At 60.6% G+C, this 17,810-nt stretch carries 14 protein-coding genes and 7 pseudogenes; 7 read left to right on the forward strand and 14 right to left on the reverse strand.

From position 1 onward, the window contains the following. Window positions 1–89: 89 nt before the first annotated feature. From RI103_RS37590 to RI103_RS39860, 5 genes and pseudogenes are all read left to right on the forward strand, one after another. Window positions 90–1,418, forward strand: coding sequence for an amidase (locus RI103_RS37590; protein ID WP_310819678.1), 1,329 nt, complete (start codon window positions 90–92; stop codon window positions 1,416–1,418). A 76-nt stretch (window positions 1,419–1,494) separates the two neighbouring features. Then, on the forward strand, window positions 1,495–2,163 hold the full coding sequence (locus RI103_RS37595; protein WP_310819679.1) for a GntR family transcriptional regulator: 669 nt from the start codon (window positions 1,495–1,497) through the stop codon (window positions 2,161–2,163). 143 nt (window positions 2,164–2,306) lie between these two features. Then, window positions 2,307–3,803 carry an amidase family protein gene (locus tag RI103_RS37600; RefSeq protein WP_310819680.1) on the forward strand — a complete coding sequence of 499 codons (1,497 nt, stop codon included), beginning with the start codon at window positions 2,307–2,309 and terminating at the stop codon, window positions 3,801–3,803. A 94-nt stretch (window positions 3,804–3,897) separates the two neighbouring features. After that, window positions 3,898–4,020 (forward strand): annotated as a pseudogene (locus tag RI103_RS37605) (IS6 family transposase); the annotation flags it as partial. A gap of 35 nt (window positions 4,021–4,055) precedes the next feature. Beyond that, window positions 4,056–4,208, forward strand: a pseudogene (locus tag RI103_RS39860) (DDE-type integrase/transposase/recombinase); the annotation flags it as partial. 355 nt (window positions 4,209–4,563) lie between these two features. On the opposite strand, the pseudogene RI103_RS37615 reads toward RI103_RS39860, so the two are convergent. Further along, a pseudogene (locus tag RI103_RS37615) lies at window positions 4,564–4,770 on the reverse strand (IS3 family transposase); the annotation flags it as partial. Window positions 4,771–4,782: 12 nt separating this feature from the next. Then, window positions 4,783–5,840, reverse strand: a pseudogene (locus RI103_RS37620) (IS110 family transposase). Window positions 5,841–5,978: 138 nt separating this feature from the next. Here RI103_RS37620 and RI103_RS37625 point away from each other — a divergent pair. Together RI103_RS37625 and RI103_RS37630 are read left to right on the forward strand one after the other, a co-directional pair. Then, a pseudogene (locus tag RI103_RS37625) lies at window positions 5,979–6,698 on the forward strand (IS6 family transposase). Between the two features lie 139 nt (window positions 6,699–6,837). Further along, window positions 6,838–7,872, forward strand: a complete 1,035-nt coding sequence (locus RI103_RS37630) for an IS481 family transposase (RefSeq protein ID WP_310819681.1) — start codon at window positions 6,838–6,840, stop codon at window positions 7,870–7,872. A 253-nt stretch (window positions 7,873–8,125) separates the two neighbouring features. Here the strand turns inward: RI103_RS37630 and glxR are convergent, their stop codons facing one another. The 12 genes and pseudogenes from glxR to RI103_RS37685 all read right to left on the reverse strand — a co-directional run bounded on the left by glxR (window position 8,126) and on the right by RI103_RS37685 (window position 17,758). Further along, window positions 8,126–9,013, reverse strand: coding sequence for a 2-hydroxy-3-oxopropionate reductase (glxR, locus tag RI103_RS37635; protein WP_310819682.1), 888 nt, complete (start codon window positions 9,011–9,013; stop codon window positions 8,126–8,128). A gap of 51 nt (window positions 9,014–9,064) precedes the next feature. Further along, a complete protein-coding gene (locus RI103_RS37640) occupies window positions 9,065–10,051 on the reverse strand; it encodes a D-glycerate dehydrogenase (protein ID WP_310819772.1) in 987 nt (328 codons plus the stop codon). Window positions 10,052–10,094: 43 nt separating this feature from the next. Continuing rightward, the gene (locus RI103_RS37645; protein ID WP_310819683.1) at window positions 10,095–10,541 is read right to left on the reverse strand and encodes a heme-binding protein; all 447 of its coding nucleotides are present in this window, start codon (window positions 10,539–10,541) and stop codon (window positions 10,095–10,097) included. Window positions 10,542–10,687: 146 nt separating this feature from the next. Then, complete coding sequence (locus RI103_RS39865) at window positions 10,688–10,951, reverse strand: FmdB family zinc ribbon protein (RefSeq protein WP_409077096.1); 264 nt, start codon at window positions 10,949–10,951, stop codon at window positions 10,688–10,690. A 70-nt stretch (window positions 10,952–11,021) separates the two neighbouring features. Further along, on the reverse strand, window positions 11,022–11,357 hold the full coding sequence (locus tag RI103_RS37650; RefSeq protein WP_310819684.1) for a hypothetical protein: 336 nt from the start codon (window positions 11,355–11,357) through the stop codon (window positions 11,022–11,024). Window positions 11,358–11,429: 72 nt separating this feature from the next. Beyond that, window positions 11,430–12,362, reverse strand: a complete 933-nt coding sequence (locus RI103_RS37655) for an acetamidase/formamidase family protein (protein WP_169488530.1) — start codon at window positions 12,360–12,362, stop codon at window positions 11,430–11,432. Window positions 12,363–12,432: 70 nt separating this feature from the next. Then, window positions 12,433–13,263, reverse strand: a complete 831-nt coding sequence (locus RI103_RS37660) for an ABC transporter permease (protein WP_310819685.1) — start codon at window positions 13,261–13,263, stop codon at window positions 12,433–12,435. 12 nt (window positions 13,264–13,275) lie between these two features. Further along, window positions 13,276–14,109: an ABC transporter ATP-binding protein gene (locus RI103_RS37665; protein WP_310819686.1), complete on the reverse strand. Its 834-nt coding sequence runs from the start codon at window positions 14,107–14,109 to the stop codon at window positions 13,276–13,278. Further along, window positions 14,106–15,176, reverse strand: coding sequence for an ABC transporter substrate-binding protein (locus RI103_RS37670; RefSeq protein WP_310819687.1), 1,071 nt, complete (start codon window positions 15,174–15,176; stop codon window positions 14,106–14,108). Before RI103_RS37670 ends, RI103_RS37665 begins: the two co-directional genes overlap by 4 nt. A 370-nt stretch (window positions 15,177–15,546) precedes the next feature. After that, window positions 15,547–15,907: pseudogene (locus tag RI103_RS37675) on the reverse strand (integrase core domain-containing protein); the annotation flags it as partial. 94 nt (window positions 15,908–16,001) lie between these two features. Further along, window positions 16,002–16,136: pseudogene (locus RI103_RS37680) on the reverse strand (serine hydrolase); the annotation flags it as partial. 305 nt (window positions 16,137–16,441) lie between these two features. Further along, window positions 16,442–17,758 carry a cytosine permease gene (locus RI103_RS37685; RefSeq protein ID WP_310819688.1) on the reverse strand — a complete coding sequence of 439 codons (1,317 nt, stop codon included), beginning with the start codon at window positions 17,756–17,758 and terminating at the stop codon, window positions 16,442–16,444. Window positions 17,759–17,810: the final 52 nt, after the last annotated feature.

The following is a 17,810-nucleotide window of genomic DNA, read 5'->3' on the forward strand; positions in this document are numbered from 1 at the left end:
AGACGGCGCTCGCGCAATGCCGACGCCCGCTCGAATCGATCCGGATTCCTCGCGCAAGTTGCGCGATCAACAGTAAAGCTATCACCAGAATGCAAAAGCAATCGTTGCTGACTACTCTGCTTGCCAGCCGCGGCGACGCCCAGGCTGCCCGCGCACGGCTCTCAGCCGCAAAGGCGCGCGCTGACGAACTCGAGCCCTGGCTCCGCGCGTTCACATCGCGAGCCGACAACTATGACGTGGATGCCGCAGTCAATGGACCGCTCGCCGGCCTGCCGGTCGGTATCAAGGATCTGATCGATACACGCGACATGCCGACTGCCTACGGGTCGCCGGTCTATCGCGGACACCAGCCGTCGGCGGACGCGCGTATCGTCGAGTCCATCCGGCAGGCGGGCGGAGTGGTCTTCGGGAAGACGGTGACGACCGAGTTCGCCTGGCGTGAGCCTGGACCCACGGTCAATCCGTGGAACCGACTGCACACGCCGGGCGGGTCGTCGAGCGGCTCAGCGGCAGCCGTGGCCGCTGGCATAGTGCCACTTGCACTCGGTACGCAGACCGTCGGCTCGGTCATCCGGCCGGCCGCTTATTGCGGAGTCGTCGGCTACAAGCCCAGTTTCGGCAAGGTGTCCCGCGACGGTGTGCATCCGCTGTCCGGCTCGCTCGATCATGTCGGCTTTTTCGCGCAGACGGTAGAGGGTGTGGCGCTCGCGCATGCACTCTTCGTCGAGCACCGATCTGAGGTGTTGGCGAGCCTCGAAGCATGGACCGCATGGTTCCCGGCCAATGCTCCAGCCCGGCTGGGCGTGTTACGCACGCCCTTCTGGGACCGGGTGCAGCCGGCACAGAAGGAGAACTTCGATGCCTCGCTCGAGCGTCTGCGCGCCGCCGGCGCCGTGCTCGTCGAGCTTGAATACGGCGCAGATATGCAGGCTATGGTCGACGCGGTGCAGGTCATTGCGTGCGTCGAGGCGCACCGCGCGATCGGCCCCATCGCCGCCGGGCATGGTGAGCTCGTCAGTGAGCACATGCATAGGCTGATCGCGGCGGGCGCGGCAACGCCTGCCGCTGAGTACGAGGCTGCCATTGCGCTGCAGGCGCGGTTGCGTCGCGAATCGAAGACGCTGCTCGCCGGATGCGAGGCGCTCGTAACCCTGTCGGCGCCTGGCGAGGCACCCGCAGGGCTCTCGGACACAGGCGACGGGATTTTCTGCGCACCATGGAGCCTTACAGGCAGCCCAGCCGTGACTGTGCCGTCGGGCCGCACCGCCAATGGCTTGCCGCTTGCGTTCCAGGTGGTCGGCGAGTTCGGCGCGGATCTGAGCACGCTGCAGATCGCGGCCTGGGTCGAAAGCCAGCTGCAGGCGCAATGGCCGGCCGCATCCGTATCGGCTGGGTATCCCGAAGTGGCGTCCGCCTGACGGTCTGCGAGCGCGCCAGTGTCGGTTATAGTGCGGGGCATGCTCTAACACGGCGAAGCGGCAAAAGGAGGATACGTTGAGCAGGCCCTATCGAACCATCCAGGAATACGTCCTCGGAACATTGAGGGCCGAAATCCTGAAGGGAGTGTATCCGCCGAATACTCGTCTCAGACAGGAAGAGGTGGCCAAGCGCCTGGACGTCAGCACGACACCTGTGCGCGAGGCGTTTCGCGATCTGCGGGCGGAGGGGCTGGTGTCGATCGACCCGAACCGGGGCGTCGTAATACGCGGCCTCACTGCGGAAGACGTGAGCGAGATTTACGAACTGCGCATGCTGCTCGAGCCCATGCTCGCGGAGCGGGCCTGCCGGCAGCTCGCGCCCGCCGATCTCGCGGCGGCCACTGTATGTCACGCAACCATGAGCGCGACCCTGTCGTCCGAAAAATGGGCGTTGCTCAACGTGGAATTCCACCGGCACCTGATAGGGAGTCAGGAGAAGACCCGTCTGTTCGAGATCGTCGAAAGCCTCTCGGGTGTCGCGCGTCCCTATGTGTCGTTGGCGATGCACGTCAAGCAAGACCTCATGGAGAGTAACAACCGCGAGCACGCGCAGCTGTTGGACGCCTTCCGGGCGGGCGATGCGCTGTCCGTGCGCGAGCAGAGCCGGATACACCTCGAAAACACGCGCAACGCGATCGTCGCCTGGGTTACCCAGTGGGCGCCGACGGAGGTCGCCCACGGCTAAAGCGAGCCAGGCGGTGCGCTTGGCGTGTGCTCTCTTGGGGGCGCAGGTGGGGCCAACCGGTCGGCCGCAGCGCGTAGGGTGTTCCTTTCGCCGTGAACCGGACGCCCAGCTAAGCCAACGCTTATTCCAGGAACATACAAGATATGGACGATTCGCTGGTTTCCCTGTCGGCGGTGACAGCCCGTGAACTCATCGGGCGCCGCGACCTTTCCCCGGTCGAACTGCTCGAGGCCTGCATCGCTCAGATCGAGGCGATCAACCCGGCCGTCAACGCCGTGGCGGCGACCTGCTTCGAGCGCGCGCGCGAGGAAGCGCGGCGCGCGGAATTGGCCGTTGCGCGTGGCGGGCCGCTCGGCCCTTTGCACGGGTTGCCGCTCGGGGTCAAGGATCTGGAGGAAACGGCAGGCCTTTTGACCACCTACGGTTCACCGCTTTTTCGCGCCAACGTGCCGGTCCGCGATAACGCCTTCGTGGCTCGCCTGCGCGCCGCGGGCGCTATCCTAACCGCCAAGACCAACACACCCGAGATGGGCGCGGGGGCCAACACGCGCAATGTGGTCTGGGGCGCTACCGGCAATCCGTTCAATCCGTTGTTGAACGCTGGCGGCTCTTCGGGCGGCTCGGCCGTCGCGCTCGCCACCAGCATGCTGCCGCTCTGCACGGGCACGGATACGGGCGGCTCGCTGCGGATTCCCGCGGCGCTGTGCGGCGTGGTCGGATTCCGGCCTTCGCCGGGCCTCGTGCCGATCGACCGCAAGGTGCTCGGCTGGACGCCCATCGACGTGAGTGGTCCAATGGGGCGCACCGTCGCGGACACCCGGCTGCAACTGGCCGCCCAGGCCGGCTTGCATCACAACGATCCGCTCGGGTATCGCATCGCCGGGTCAGCATTCGGGCATGGCGCGCCACTCGACGTCAGCGAGCTGCGTATCGGCTATACGGAAGACTTCGGCGTGTGCGCTGTCGACAATGCGACGCGCGCGACCTTCCGCACGAAGATGGCGGCGATCGCAGGCTACGTCAAGCTGTGCGAGCCGGTGGATCTCGACATGGGCGAGGCCGACCGCGCTTTCGACGTGATCCGCGCGCAGAACTTCCTCGCCAGTTTCAGGGAGACCTACGAGCGCGACCCAGCTCTGCTCGGCCCGAACACGCGCGCCAACTACGAAATGGCGCAGGCGATGTCGCTTCGCGACGCAGTGTGGGCGCACGCGGAGCAGACGAAGATTTTCCGCCGCTTCCAGGCGAAATTCGACGACTACGACGTAATAGTCTCGCCTACCTCGTCGATCTCTCCGTTTCCCTGGTCCCGGTGGCATCTCGCCGAGGTCAATGGCCGCCCGCTCGACAACTATTACCGCTGGGTTGCGCTTACCTACGTCGTCACGCTGCTAACGAACCCGGCCCTGTCGCTACCTTGTGGTACCGATCACGCGGGCATGCCGTTCGGCCTGCAACTCGTCGGTCCGTTTCGCGGCGACGAGCGGCTGCTTGACATGGCCGAGTCGCTTGAAACCGCGCTGCGCAATGATGCGGTACTGAACCGTCCGCTCCCCGATCTTCGCGCGCTCTCGTCTACGGTAAGCGAACTCAAGTCGATCGTGACCGATCCGCCCGTGCTGACGGTGACGGGCGGCTAGGCATGCCGGGCTGGTGTGCACGGGCGTTTTTTCGCTCTGGTGCACATCGGAAGGGTCGGCTTACCCTGGGGCTTTTGAGGAGCACGAGCCCGCAATGAGTACACTGAGAGACATCGACTGGTTGTTCCATGGCCGTCACTTCGACCGCGAAGTCATTGTCCTGTGTGTACGTTGGTACCTGCGTTACAAACTCAGCTCTCGAGACCCGGCTGAAATGATGGGCACAGCGAGTCGCTGCCGAAGGAGACGACTTTGCGATCGTCGAAGTATTTGAACAACTTGATCGAGCAGGACCATCGCAACATCAAGTCCAGGATCAATGCAATGCTCGGCTTCAAACGCTTCGGCAATGCAGCCACTACGATCGTCGGCACCGAACTGATGCATCGCATTCGTCAAAACCAGGGTTCACGCTGCACCCTGGGAAGAACCAAGCGGAAGCCTGATGACTGGCTTGGTGGCGACCGGCATATAGACGGCGTGACGTTACTCCAGGCGATCGAATGGAACATAGGAACCTGTCATCACGATGCGAAGGGAGAAGCTTGATTTGAAGGACTCGAAGAAAGCGAGAGTACCGATGCGGGGTACAGGGGTGGAGCATTTCGTAGTAGCGATGAAGCCTCGTAATGGGGGGGAGCGAAGGGAATGCGTCATCCGGCAAGACCTGTGGGCCAACCAGACAATGGGATGAGCCGATGAGTCGAGCCAGGCCGTTTGACGTTGCCCGCGAATTTCGGATCCCTTAACTGAGCGGAGATTATGCCACCCGTTTGTTCTGGGCGGCGTACCAGTCCTGCTCGAATTGCATTGGGCTGAGGTAGCCCAACGTCGAGTGCAACCGCGAATGATTGTAGAAGCTCAACCAGTCGATTACCTCGTCCATCGCCTCCCGACGCGTTGCAAAGCGCTGGCCCAGGATGCGTGCTCGCTTAAGCGATCCCCACAAGCTCTCGGTCGGTGCGTTGACGCTCCTATGTCAAGGGACAGGCGTCGAATCGGCCAGATCGGCCAGGATGAGCGGGTATAGTTCCCGGACGATATAGCGTTTCAGGCAGCGATGGATTTCCTTGTTGGACATGCCTTCCTTTGTCCGACGATCCACATACGCGCGGGTACGCGGATCACTGCGCATCCGAACCATGGCAATGGTCCATAGGGCGTTATTTGCAGACCGATCACCGCCCCTGTTCAAACGATGCCGGACCGTCTTGCCGGACGACGCCTGCAACGGACTTGTGCCGCAAAGTGCCGCCAGCGCAGCTTCGCTTTTTTCAGACGTTCGGGATTGTCACCCGCGACCGCAACCAGTACCGCAGCGGTCTGCGGGCGGACGCCGAATCGTTCGCGAACCCGCCTGGCATGCTGGCTGGTGAGGCTGTCAAGCATGGCGTCGAGTGCTTTGAGCTCCTCTGCCAGCGTCAGCCAACGCTTCGCCAGCAACCGCAGCGTAGTGGTCAGCGTTTGCAACATTGGCGTTTTACCCAACGAGCGAAGACGGACGCAACCCTCAACGCATGCTGCCGTCTTCGCTTTCAGAAGACGATCACGGATTTCCTGCGGCGCGCTGACGAGCAAAGCCCGTAACTGGTTGATAGCCTGCGTCTTGGCCGTGACCGCACTGCGCCTGGCAACAGAGACGGCGCGCATCGCTTCGGCGGCACCGGACTGTTCCTTTGGGATAGCCGTCGCCCTTCCGGAGAGTACCGCACGCGCGGCGTTTTCGGCATCAGTAAGATCTGACTTCCCCCTGGATCGGCGCATCGCGCGATCGGGACGATTGACTTCAAGCACCTCGATCTCATGATCGCGCAGCACGCGGGCCAATCCCGTTCCGTAGGTGCCGGTCCCTTCAACCCCGGCGCGGCGTAACTGGCCAAACGAGTTCGCCCATGTCAGCAGGTTGAGATATCCTGCCGTGTCGGTCGTTACCGACAGCGTTCCGAGAAGCTTGCCTGTGTCTGTGTCGCTAATCGCAGCCCCGACATGCGTATCCAGATGCGTGTCAACACCCAAAATCACTTCGTTTTGTTCCATTCGTGTGTCCGTTGTAGTGGGCGCATCGCCAACCCCACTCGCAGGACAGGACACTCATGGTGCAGTACAAAGGGTTCTGGTGCAAATAGATTCATTGGACCGGTTAAAGTAGCGATCCAATCAATCCGGTGGGCGGCGATGAGCAAGGGGAAGGGTCTGGAGGGGTTGTTCGACGGCCGGCATTTTGATCGGGAGATCATTGTTCTGTGTGTGCGCTGGTACCTTCGCTACAAGCTTAGTCTGCGCGATCTGGTCGAGATAATGGCCGAGCGGAGATTGTCGCTGGCACACACCACGATTATGCGTTGAGTAAAGCGCTTTACGCCGGAGTTCGTCAAGCGCTGGAACCGGTTTGGCATACCCACTGGCCGGTCATGGCGTGTTGACGAGACCTATCTGAAGATTCGTGGCAAGTGGGTCTATCTCTACCGGGCGGTAGATCGTGTCGGCCAGACAGTGGACTTCATGCTCAGGGCAAAGCGCGATGTGAGCGCGGCCAAAGCCTTTTTCAGCAAGGCCATCAAACATCAGCGCCAGCCACCGGAGACGATCACGCTCGATGGGTATGCCGCCTCGCACCGGGCCGTGCGCGAGATGATCACTGACGCTCTGCTGCCTGAGGGGACGCATGTGCGCTCCTCGAAGTATCTGAATAACGTGATCGAACAGGATCATCGAAACATCAAGTCCAGAACGAACGTGATGCTCGGATTCAAACGATTCAGGTGGGCGAAGACCACGATTTCAGGCATCGAGTTGATGCACCGCATCCGCAAGGGTCAGTTCAATCTCCGCACTCTCGGACTCAAGGATACTACTACACCTGCCGTCTCGAATGCTGTCCTATTCAATAAATAAGGTATCCTTATGTGTGCGATTCACAGACATCGTTTCAACTAAAATGAGGCGATGGACCGTGAGATTGCGACTCGATTGCGATGGGTGCTGATGTATCACGTGTGTGATTCACACACATCGTTTCAACTAAAATGGAGCGATGGACCGCGAGATTGCAACTCGATTACGTTGGGTGCTGATGTATCACGAGACCGGCAACGCCGGTCTCGTATGCGCGCGGTGTGGCATCTCGCGACCGACACTTCGCAAATGGTTACGGCGCTACTGGGATGCTGGAGAAGAAGGTCTGCGCTCCCAAAGTCGCCGCCCTCTCAACAGTCCAAACCGAAAGGTTTCCGAAGCTGATCGGGCGACGATTCTCCAACTGCGTGCAGAGCGCAAGGGAGCACGCCGGATTCAGAACGAGTTACGGCTACATGAACAAAGAGAACTGTCCCTCGCGACCATTCACAAGGTTCTGACCAAGGCGTCTGTAAAGCCATTGGTGCGTTCCAGGCGGCCGGCAAATCCCAAACGCTATAGCCGCCCGGTTCCCGGGGATCGAGTCCAGATGGACACGATGAAGATCGCGCGAGGCGTCTATCAATACACGGCCATCGACGACTGCTCGCGCTTCCGCGTACTGGCTGTCTACCCGCGCCGAAACGCCCGAAATACGCTGTTTTTTCTTGATCGTGTCATCGAAGAGATGCCATTTCCAATCCAGCGTATCCAGACCGACAGGGGTGGCGAGTTCTTCGCCGAATCGGTGCAGCGGCGTCTGATGAACGAGTGCATCAAATTCCGGCCGATTCCGCCACGCTCCCCACACCTCAATGGCAAGGTCGAGCGTTCACAGCTTACTGACCTCAACGAGTTCTGGTTCCACCATGCCACTACCGAGAACGAGATTGACCGGCGAATTGAGGAGTGGCAGTTCGACTACAACTGGCGCCGCCCGCACGGCTCACTCGGTGGCAAGACGCCCGTCGACCGCATCGCAGAAGTGGGCGAAATCACACCTCTCGCGGAGCAGGTGGAAAGCGCCTACGACGGGCTGAAAGAGAGAATCCGGCATCGCGAATGGCGAGTTGACAAGACCCTTGCCGAACATCATCGGCGTGCGCTTGAACTCGCGTCTCCTACCGGAGCCACGAACTCAAGCGCACCAAGAAAACGGCATTCAGGAAAGTGAAACGATGTCTGTGAATCGCACACCTCAGACGGCTAGTCAGCAGGTACTTGATTGGAAGGACAATTTATACAGGGTCACAAGGCGGAGCCACGCCAGACTTAGGTGCCCCTGGCCGGAAAAATGCACGAAAATCAAAGGCACCCCATACCGTGGGTTGGACGCAAGCATCGTGTGTGATGCTTTGATGAAACGAAGGAAACGCTGGGCAGCATATTGCCTGCCCAGTCGGGTCCATTTACCACAATAGGTGGCGTTAGTTGCCGGCGATTTCGTAGCTGGACAGCAATTCGATTGCCCTGCACAGAGCCGAGTGGTCGAGCCTGCTCATGCCGTTCGCGGCGCAAGCGTTCATCAGTTCCTGCGCGGACGCAGTATGAGGCAAGGAAACGCCAAGCGCCCTGGCACCCTGCAAGGCGAGGTTGAGGTCCTTCTGGTGCAGTTCGATGCGGAAGCCCGGATCAAACGTCCGCTTAATCATCCGCTCGCCATGCACTTCGAGAATCCGCGACGCTGCGAAGCCGCCCATCAGTGCCTGGCGCACTTTCACCGGATCCGCGCCGGCCTTCGAGGCAAATAACAACGCTTCTGACACCGCCTGAATGTTCAGGGCGACGATGATCTGATTCGCCACCTTGGTGGTCTGGCCATCGCCGTTACCGCCGACGAGCGTGATGTTCTTGCCCATCAGTTCAAACAGAGGCTTGACCTTGTCGAACACCGCCTGCGGACCGCCGACCATGATCGTCAGCGACGCGGCCTTTGCGCCCACTTCGCCACCCGATACCGGAGCATCGAGGTACTGGCATCCGAGTTCGTTGATCTTCCTTGCGAACTCCTTCGTCGCAATCGGCGAAATCGAACTCATGTCGACCACGATCTGATTCGCACGGAGTCCGCTTGCTACGCCGTTTTCCCCAAAGAGCACCGACTCCACGTGTGGAGTATCGGGCACCATCAAGATAACAATGTCGGCTTGCTGTGCCACCGCTTTGCCGGACTCGCAGAGCGTCGCACCATTCTCGATCAAGTTCGCCGGCGCAGGGTTCCGATCGTGCACAAATAGTTGATGGCCGCCTTGCTGCAGATTGGCGGCCATCGGCGCACCCATGACACCCAGACCGATAAATCCAACTTTTGCCATGACTTCCTCTTCAATGAGTTCTTCTTAAACCGTTGACAGCAGCGCCAAGCTTTACGCCGCGGAGCGCAATACTTCGGGGTTGATACAGGTCTGCGGCTTTTCGCCTTTCAGCACGCTGATGACGTTTTCCGTTGCGATCTTACCCATCGCAAGGCGCGTCTCGATCGTCGCGGAAGCGATGTGCGGTACGACAAGCACGTTATCGAGGCTGCTCAATCCTGGCTCGAGTTCGGGTTCGCGCTCGAACACGTCGAGCCCGGCCCCCCAAATTACCTTGTCGCGCAGCGCGGCGACGAGTGCCTTTTCATCGACCAGCGGACCGCGGGCTGCATTGATCAGGATGGCTGTCCGCTTCATCTTCGCAAGCTCAGCCGCGCCGATGTAATGCTGCGTTTCTGGCAGAAGCGGCAGGTGCAACGACAGATAATCCGACTCTCGCAGGAGCGTTTCCTTGTCGACAAATGTCGCGCCGACCTGACGTTCGATTTCGGGATTGCGATGTGCGTCGGTGTAGATCACCTTCATGTCGAAGGCGGCCGCCTTGCGCGCGAATTTCGATCCGATCCGACCCATGCCTGCGACACCCAGAGTCTTGTTGTCGACGTCCTGGCCGATAAATGCCATCGGCGCCCACCCCTGCCACTTATCCGCACGCACGAAGCGTTCGGACTCAGAGATGCGCCGTGCTGTCGCAAGCATTAGCGCCCATGCATATGTTGCCGTGGCGTCGTCAAGCACACCCGGCGTATTGGTCATGATCACGCCGCGTTGAGTCGCCGCCTGCAGGTCGAAGTTATTGAAGCCAACAGCGTAATTCGCGAAGATCTTGCATTGCGGGCCGGCGGCATCGAGCACTTCGCCGTCAATTGTGTCGGTCAGCAGGGTGATTACGGCGTCCCGACCTTGCACTGCTTCCAGCAGTTCGTCGCGCGTGAGTGCCCGATCATGCGGATTGACCTCGACGTCGTGGAACTGCCGCAGTTCGTCAATCGTCTCTTGCGAGATCATTCGTGTCACATAAACGTTAAACCGTTTCATTGATTGTTCTCTTGTTAAAGCACGATATAACACGGCAAAAAGATTACCCGCGCACACCTAATGGCGCGTCGTCCTGCAAGTGGCATGGGGTGCCGAAGCGGGCAAGCTCGTCGGCGACAGCCTGATCTTCGGCTGGCGTGAGGCCACTTATACCGATCGCCCCGATCACGCCGCCTTGGGCGTCGCTTAGCACCGCACCGCCCGGCAGCGCAGTCAACAATGGATCGCAGAAATAGCTGATTGGAATTTCGTCGCGGCGCAGCCGCGCATGGAATGCCTCCGTTGTCACACCCATACGGGTACACGTGTAAGCCTTCTGGTGCGCTAACTGGATGCTGCGCACGGGAGCATCGTCCATCCGGAAAAATGCAACGAGAAGGCCGTGGCTATCACACACGGAGATGCACACCGGCTTGCCAAACTGCTGGCGCACGTTATCGACCGCGCGTGCGAGCAGTGCCTGCGCCAATTGGAGGTTCAAATTGCTCAATGGGTTCACCTATCCTTGTTGTATTGTTGACCTGGTCGAAGATGAATGGTTAAAGTCCATCGCGTCACTCTGCTGCCCGCCGCTCCGGACGGTGGACGACGCCGTGGATTGGGCCGGGCGCTCGAAGGCGCCGGCGGCGAAACCATTCAGCTCACCGGCGATTCGGCGCCTGACTGTACGCTCGACCCGCAGCCGCACCCCGCTCCATGCTGATGCGTGTAAACCGCACGTTCGTTGACTTGGCGTTCGGCACCCCCCGTCGACGACATAAAGGCCAGCGCAGGCATTGCCAGCATGCGCTGCGCTATGGCGCTACACGTGGGGCAAGTACAGGCTGCGTCGCGTTCAGCGACAGGACGCATGACGGAGAACGTGCCACAGGTTTCACAACGATAGGGATAAGTCGGCATCGCCTTTCTTTCCTCTTTCTTCGAAATCAAAAGTTCTACAACAGACTGGCGCTTGCCAGTTCCTCGGGCCCTAACCGCTCAGGAAATCGACGGTGCTCACAGCACAATCGCCCGTGCCGGGCCAGCCTTGCCCGAGCGCGACGACGCTGACGCAGCCGTGTTCGCAAGCGTCGCGGGCCGAGGGGCCCGGTACGCCGGACACAAAGACCGAGTCGAGATTGATCCATGGCACAGCGCAAGGACCATGAACGGCACGATCAGCGGCGCGTGCTTGCTGAAGAATTCGCGCAGTACCGCGGCGACGTTGTTGAGCTTCGCTGGCGACGATTTGCGCGATGACCGACAGCATCGTCGGCCACGGAATGTTCACAATGCCCGTGCCAACCAGCGCCAGCATCGTCACCAAGGAGTCCGGTCTCGATGCCTTGCGGTGGTGCTGGTCAGCCTCGGCACTGAATCCGCGGCCGATGCCGTTTCCTCAACGCTTGGGCAAGTATTTTTTGTCGACCTTGCAGATATAGGTGTATTTCGGATTCACCATCTGGGTACAGCGCGCTTCCGCGATCTGGCCGAGCAGCATGTAGGCTTCGGCACCAGGGATGCCGTAGCCCTCTTCCAGCCAATAGACCATTTCCTCGAACGCGATGCGCAGCGCGTCGTCGAGCGGCCGCGCGCAGCCGACGGTGCAGATGTGCGTCGGCGTCTCGATGCGCGGCCAGGTCATGCGGCTCGGCGCGCGGACGAGATCGACCTTGAGCTTCAGGTGGCCACGAATTTCGATCGCCCCCATGCCGTTACACTCGGCGTCGCCCTGCAACGCGTGCACGTCGCCGAAATACAGGTACGCGCCTTCATGGAACACCGGAAACATGATGCGATTGCCATTCGTGACTTCCTGGATGTCCAGGTTGCCACCGTGGGTACCGTTGTCGACGGTGAGCGTGCCGCCCGCCACCGGCGCCACGCCGATCACGCCGATCATCGGTTTGGCTTCCAGCTTGAGCGAGTCGCTCCAGTGAACAATGCCATTTTCGACGACGACGTTGCGATTCTGAATGCCGAATTCCTTCTTACGGACCCAATCCGGAAAAATGCCGATGCCCGGCCACAGCGCGGTATAACCGAGGCCGTGCACGCCAACTTCGAGGACGTCGATCACGACCATATCGCCAGGCTTCGCGCCGCGCAGACGCACAGGCCCGGTGGCCGGATTGACGAACGGGAGCTTCACTTTCGACTCGTCAAGCTTTTCGTCGAGTTGCGTGATCAGGTGGCCACCGATGTTCAATTCGGTCTCGACCTCGAAGGTTTCGCCAGGCGAGACTTCAGCGATGAAACCATCGGTAGCCGTCAGTGCGTACTTCAGGTCATCCTTGCGGATGATCTGGTGATGTGTGGATAGCGTGCTCATAGGATGCTGCCTACTCCTTCAGGGGTTGCTAAATGCCGCCCGCCGGCAAAGTCGCGGCGGATGGCTTAAATCAATCAAACTTGTGCCAGGGCATGAGGAAGCGCTCGAGCCGACCGACGAGGAACGACAGGAAGAGCGCGAGCCCGATGGTCACCACCACGCCGGCGAATACTTTGGGGATGATGTAAAGGCTACCCGCCTTGAAGATCGCATGGCCGAGCCCGTCGTCCGACGACATGAATTCGCCCACAATGGCACCAATCAACGCAAAGCCGACCGTGAGCCTGAAGCCCGCGAAGATGTCGCGCAGTGAGGCGGGGATCACCAGCTTACGGAAAGTCTGCCGCTTGGTCGCGCCGAGCGTGCGCATCTGATTGATCTGATCGTCATCGACGCTGGTCGCCCCCTTGTACGCGGTGACCAGCGCCACCACCACGACGGACAGCGTCGACATCGCGAGTTTGGACGGGAGCCCGGTACCGAACCAGATGATGACGATAGGCGCGAGTGCGACGATCGGAATCGAGCCCAGCGCAACGATGAACGGCTGCATGACCTTCGAGACGAAGCGCGAATACCATAGTGACAAGCCGAGCACGGTGCCGATGACATTGCCGAACAGAAAGCCAAGCAGCGTTTCCATGCCAGTCACGCCGGCGTCGTGCACGAGACTGCCATCCTGCTGCATTTTTACGAGGTAACCCCAGATCTGACTGGGCGAACCGAACAGGAAGGCCAGCGCCTGACTGGACGTCGCAACTTGCCACAGGGCGAGCAGTGCAGCGAGTAGCGCGAGTTGGCAGACGGCCACGACGAGCTTGTTGCGGGAGCGGCGCAGCAGCCTGCGCCATTTGAGGGCTGCCGGGGCATACGGGGGCGCCGGGGAGCGGGTTTCTTGCACGCGGGTTCCTTTTCAACGTTCACCCATGCGCACGTCGAGCTGAGACCAGATCTCGCGTACGTGGGCGGTGAAGCCCGCAGCGTCGCGGGCGGCCATCATGTCGTTGCGGTCGCAATCCAGGTGGATCTCGTGGATTGCCTTGATGCTGGACGGACGGTGGGTGAGGACGATCACACGGTCTGACAACGAGACCGCCTCCTCGACGTCGTGTGTGATCAGCAGGACGGAGCGACCTTGGCCCCTGACCAGCCGGGCCATGTCGCTTTCCAGCACCAGTTTCGTCTGGAAATCGAGCGCGGCGAACGGCTCGTCTAGCAGCATCACTTCGGGGTCGGTCACCAGCGTGCGTGCGAGCGCAACGCGCGCACGCATGCCGCCCGATAGAGCCGACGGGTAATAGTTGTAATACGGTGCGAGTCCGACCTTGCCGAGCATCGCATGCGCCTTTTTCTCGCGATGCGCGCGCGGCATTCCGGTCAGTTCGAGGCCAAGTGTGACGTTGGCCAGCACGGTGCGCCATGGCATCAGCATGTCCTTCTGCAACATGTAGCCGATGCCCTTGGGGACGTCCTGAAGCGGCTGGCCGTGCCACAGCACCGAGCCACGTGTCGGCTGCGTAAGACCGCTCATCAGGTTCAGCAGTGTGGTCTTGCCGCAACCAGACGGGCCCACCAGGCTGACAATTTCCCCCGCGCGCAGGCTGAAGGAAATGTCACCGATGACTTGATTCAACTCCCCGTCATCTTCGCCATATGATTTGCCGACCCCGCACGCAACCAGTGGGGTCAGCGGGTGGACCGCCCCTCCCGCCTGCGCCGGAGGCGCTTCCGCGCCCGCCACCTTCATTTGGACCCCGCCACCGTTACGCCTGCTCCTGCCACGGCGGTCTTGACTGCCTTGTTGGAAAAGGTGTTGTCGATCACGTCGTTATAGGACAGCGTCCCTTGTACGTTGCCCAGGTACTTCTGCATCGATATCAGCTTGTCCCACTGCTGCCGGTCGACCGGCAGCGTTTGCGCCGGGATCTTATACTGCAACTCCATGTCGATTGCCTTGTTCACAACGTCGGCGGGCAGGTCCGGGAACTCCGCACGGGCAACCTCCTTCGCGTAGTCTGGCTTGGCATACGTAAGACGTGCGGCTTCTTCCAATGCGTTCGTGAGCGACTGCACGATCTCGGGATGGGCCTTGGCATACTCGGGCAGTACCATGATCCCCGTATTGCAGAACGGACCCATATAGCTCGAGAAGTCGAATACCACTTTCGCCCCTTGCGCCATTGCGGCCGCGACCATCGGCTGCTGCGCGAACGCGATGTCGGCACGGCCCGCGAGCATTGCACCGATTTCCGTGCCTGGGGTGACTTCGACGATCTTCGCGTCTGTGCCGACTTTCAGGCCATTGTCCTGCAGCAGTTTCTTCGTGACGCTGTATTCGGTATTCGGATCGGGCGACGTGACCAGGGTCAGGCCTTTGAAAGCCTTGGGATCGGTGATACGCGCCACGGTCTTCGATACGCCAAAGTAATGAGCACGCTGCACCAGCGTCCCGACGACCATGCCCGGTCCGCCGCGTTCGCGAGACATCTCCACCATGGTGGGATCGCCGACGGCGAACTGCGCGGTCTTGCCGAGCACCGCGGCGAAAGCCTGCGTGTCTCCACCGGCCGCGGTCAGGTGCACGGTCAGCCCGTACTTCTCGAACAGCTTCGCGTGCTGTGCAACGTAAAGGTCGATGTAACCGAGGTTATGTACGGCCTCGGAAAATTCGATGGGTTGCAGCGGCGCCGCGGAAGCGGGGTGAGCGAACCCGAAAGCGCAGGCGCTGAGCGTAGCGAGCAGAACACGCCCAAGCCGGGGCACGGCACCGGTAGCAGAGCCCGAACCTTCTGCTGAAAACGTACCTCTTTTCATTGCTTCAACTCCGACAATAATGAGATCGCAAAACGAAAAAGGTCCGGCATCAGACGCGCTGATGTCGGACCTTTTTGGCCGGTGTTATCCAAGACGCCTTTGTCTCGGACAACGGGAGTGCTGTTTTGATGCTCGTCGCGTGCGGCGAACCCCAGCGTGGTTTATTAAGCAACGGCTATGCCAGTTTGCGCCACACGATACGTGCGGTTCTTCGATCCTTTGCGATCCCCAAAGGGAAGTGGGATCACTCACATTTCACACTGAGCAAAAGGGCTATGTGAATGATCTGCGCATGCACCAGCCGCGCACCATTTCGCGTCACAGCACGCCATTGGTGCGACGTTGCACAGGCAACTAACATTCGATACCTTTAGGAAAGCTCATCCGGCGTGGGCGTCTTGCCGTAGCACCATCGACCCTGATGTTCGCGCTCGTTGTTGTGCTGGTCAAGCCATGCGTTACGATCGGTCTGCAGCGCGTCGACCGATGGGTCGAACTTCTTGCGAAGCGCAACCCGACGATAGAACTCGTTGAGCATGGTCTTGTGCAGGCGCTCAACGATGCCGATGGTTTGCGGAGAACGCGCTTTGGTGCGGGTGTGATCGATGTTCTCGACGGCCAGATACAGCTCGTATTCGTGGTATTCGGGGTTGCCGCTGTACTCGGTGCCCCGGTCGGTCAGCACGCGAGAGTGGAATACCATAGCTGTCGAAGAACGGGACGACGCGCTCGAACTCAGTCGCGCTGCCTCCGACGGAGATGACGGCAGTTGCAATTATGGGGCCGACACCACGGATTTTTCTCAGCCGCTGGCTTGGAGCGGATGAGCGGCTGCATGATCGCTTCGCGAAACTCGGGCAATGGGCGTTCAAGTAGATGCAGCAGCGCGAGCGAGAACTGGTTGATGCGCACATCGTTGTATTCCCAGTACGTGCCCGGGGTCTGCAGCGGCCGCGGCTCCCTTCCGCCAAACAGCGCCTTCGTCCCCGCGCAGTCCTGGCTGACTGATCTGACTCTGGTCAATATGCAGTGAGACCCGCCTGCAATGCGCGGTGATCAATGGTGATATGGCGACTAGGCTCACGGCCTATTGGGCGCGCGTTGATTGGATACCGGAGAACGTCGCCCGCTTTCCCGAACTCCTGCAGTGAGCGCCATAAGCGGAACCGCACCTTTTCAACAGTTCCTTCAGCGATCTGCGAGGAAGGGCGCTTGCCCTCCTTCGCAGATCATCGCAAGCCCGCCGCATCGGCGACCGTGCACGCTCAGATCGATTGATTGAGCGCAGCGCGCTGAGTGCGACCGCGCCCGAGCACCGCGTATGTCACGCCGCTTATCACTATCCCGATCAGCGCTTCGCCGTATTCCGGTACCCACATGTGCACGATGACCGCCGCGATCGAACCCAGCGCCCATGCTGCGAATGCCTTGCCATGGAACGGTTCCGCGTCGTCGACCCGGCCCGCGTTGCCGAAGAACAACTGGTCCATGATCATCACGGCGCCAATCGGCGGCACGAACATGCCGAGCATGCTGAGCCAGTACGGGAACAGACTCCAGACGCCCGCAACCGCGGCCAGGCCGCCGATCAGGCCCAGCACCAGCGTCATCACGCGCATGCGGCTGCCGAACAGGTGGCTGTAGCCCACTGCGCCGTTATAGAGGCAGTGCGCGCAGACCGAACCCAGGTTGACAAACACGAATATCAGCGCCAATACCGACACCACCGGCCCGTGGCCGCTCAGGAGCGGCAGGAAGTCACCGCCGTTTTGCGTCGGGTTGACCGCGGCGCCAGCCGCCACGACGACTGCGCCGAACAGAAATGCAATGGAGTTGGCCACGGGGAAGGCAGAGAACGAAGCGATTACACCGTCCCGTCCATTTTTCGACCAACGCGTGAAGTCCGCCGTCATGGTGCCGGCGTCCGCGAAGGTTGCAATGACAAGCGTGACTGCGCTACCGAAGCTCATTGTCCTTGCGGTGCCGGTGTACGTCATGATGCTGGAAAGGCCATGCTCTCCCGCGGCGAATCCCACGGCCACCAGACCCATGATAATAAAGAAGGGCACCGCGATCAGGCCGACCACGGAGAGCGCTTTGATGCCAAGGAACGTGATGAAGGTATAGAGCACCATCGCGAAAACGATGACGGCTGTCGCGTTCCAGCCGAACGCGGTATGCACGGTTGCACCGGTCAGCCCGGTCTGGAACGCGTACCATCCGACCACGACAGTTGAGAGAAAGCCGCTTGCGACGGCATAGCCTTTGGTGCCGAAGGTCGCCTTGGCCTGCATGCCGAAGTTGAGCCCGGTGGAACCCGCGATATGACTGAGGGCGCCCACGTAGAGAAACAGCACGAAGTTGCCAATCAGGATGGCGAGCACGGCATGGATGAAACCCAGGTTGAGCGTGATGATGCCGCCGAACACTGCCTGTGTCAGCACCATCGGGAATCCAAACCATACGGCTGCTACTGACCTCAACGATTGTCGTCTGGGGAGTGGAACCGGTTCGTGTTCGAACTCTTCGGCAAGGCTGTTGTGTTGGGCGGTTGCAGCGCCAGGCGTGACAGAGTGATTCATGCAATTCTCCTGAAGGGGATGTGCGGGAAACATCAAGGATCAGACATAAACG

It is taken from the genome of Paraburkholderia sp. FT54, assembly GCF_031585635.1.
In the GTDB taxonomy this organism is placed as follows: Bacteria; Pseudomonadota; Gammaproteobacteria; order Burkholderiales; family Burkholderiaceae; genus Paraburkholderia.

Bases quoted from the DNA above. Each gene is read 5' to 3' on its own strand.
- RI103_RS37590 (WP_310819678.1), top strand. From the start codon at position 90: ATGCAAAAGCAATCGTTGCTGACTACTCTGCTTGCCAGCCGCGGCGAC.
- RI103_RS37600 (WP_310819680.1), top strand. From the start codon at position 2,307: ATGGACGATTCGCTGGTTTCCCTGTCGGCGGTGACAGCCCGTGAACTC.
- RI103_RS37630 (WP_310819681.1), top strand. From the start codon at position 6,838: ATGGACCGCGAGATTGCAACTCGATTACGTTGGGTGCTGATGTATCAC.
- glxR (WP_310819682.1), bottom strand. From the start codon at position 9,013: ATGGCAAAAGTTGGATTTATCGGTCTGGGTGTCATGGGTGCGCCGATG.
- RI103_RS37640 (WP_310819772.1), bottom strand. From the start codon at position 10,051: ATGAAACGGTTTAACGTTTATGTGACACGAATGATCTCGCAAGAGACG.
- RI103_RS39865 (WP_409077096.1), bottom strand. From the start codon at position 10,951: ATGCCGACTTATCCCTATCGTTGTGAAACCTGTGGCACGTTCTCCGTC.
- RI103_RS37655 (WP_169488530.1), bottom strand. From the start codon at position 12,362: ATGAGCACGCTATCCACACATCACCAGATCATCCGCAAGGATGACCTG.
- RI103_RS37665 (WP_310819686.1), bottom strand. From the start codon at position 14,109: ATGAAGGTGGCGGGCGCGGAAGCGCCTCCGGCGCAGGCGGGAGGGGCG.
- RI103_RS37670 (WP_310819687.1), bottom strand. From the start codon at position 15,176: ATGAAAAGAGGTACGTTTTCAGCAGAAGGTTCGGGCTCTGCTACCGGT.
- RI103_RS37685 (WP_310819688.1), bottom strand. From the start codon at position 17,758: ATGAATCACTCTGTCACGCCTGGCGCTGCAACCGCCCAACACAACAGC.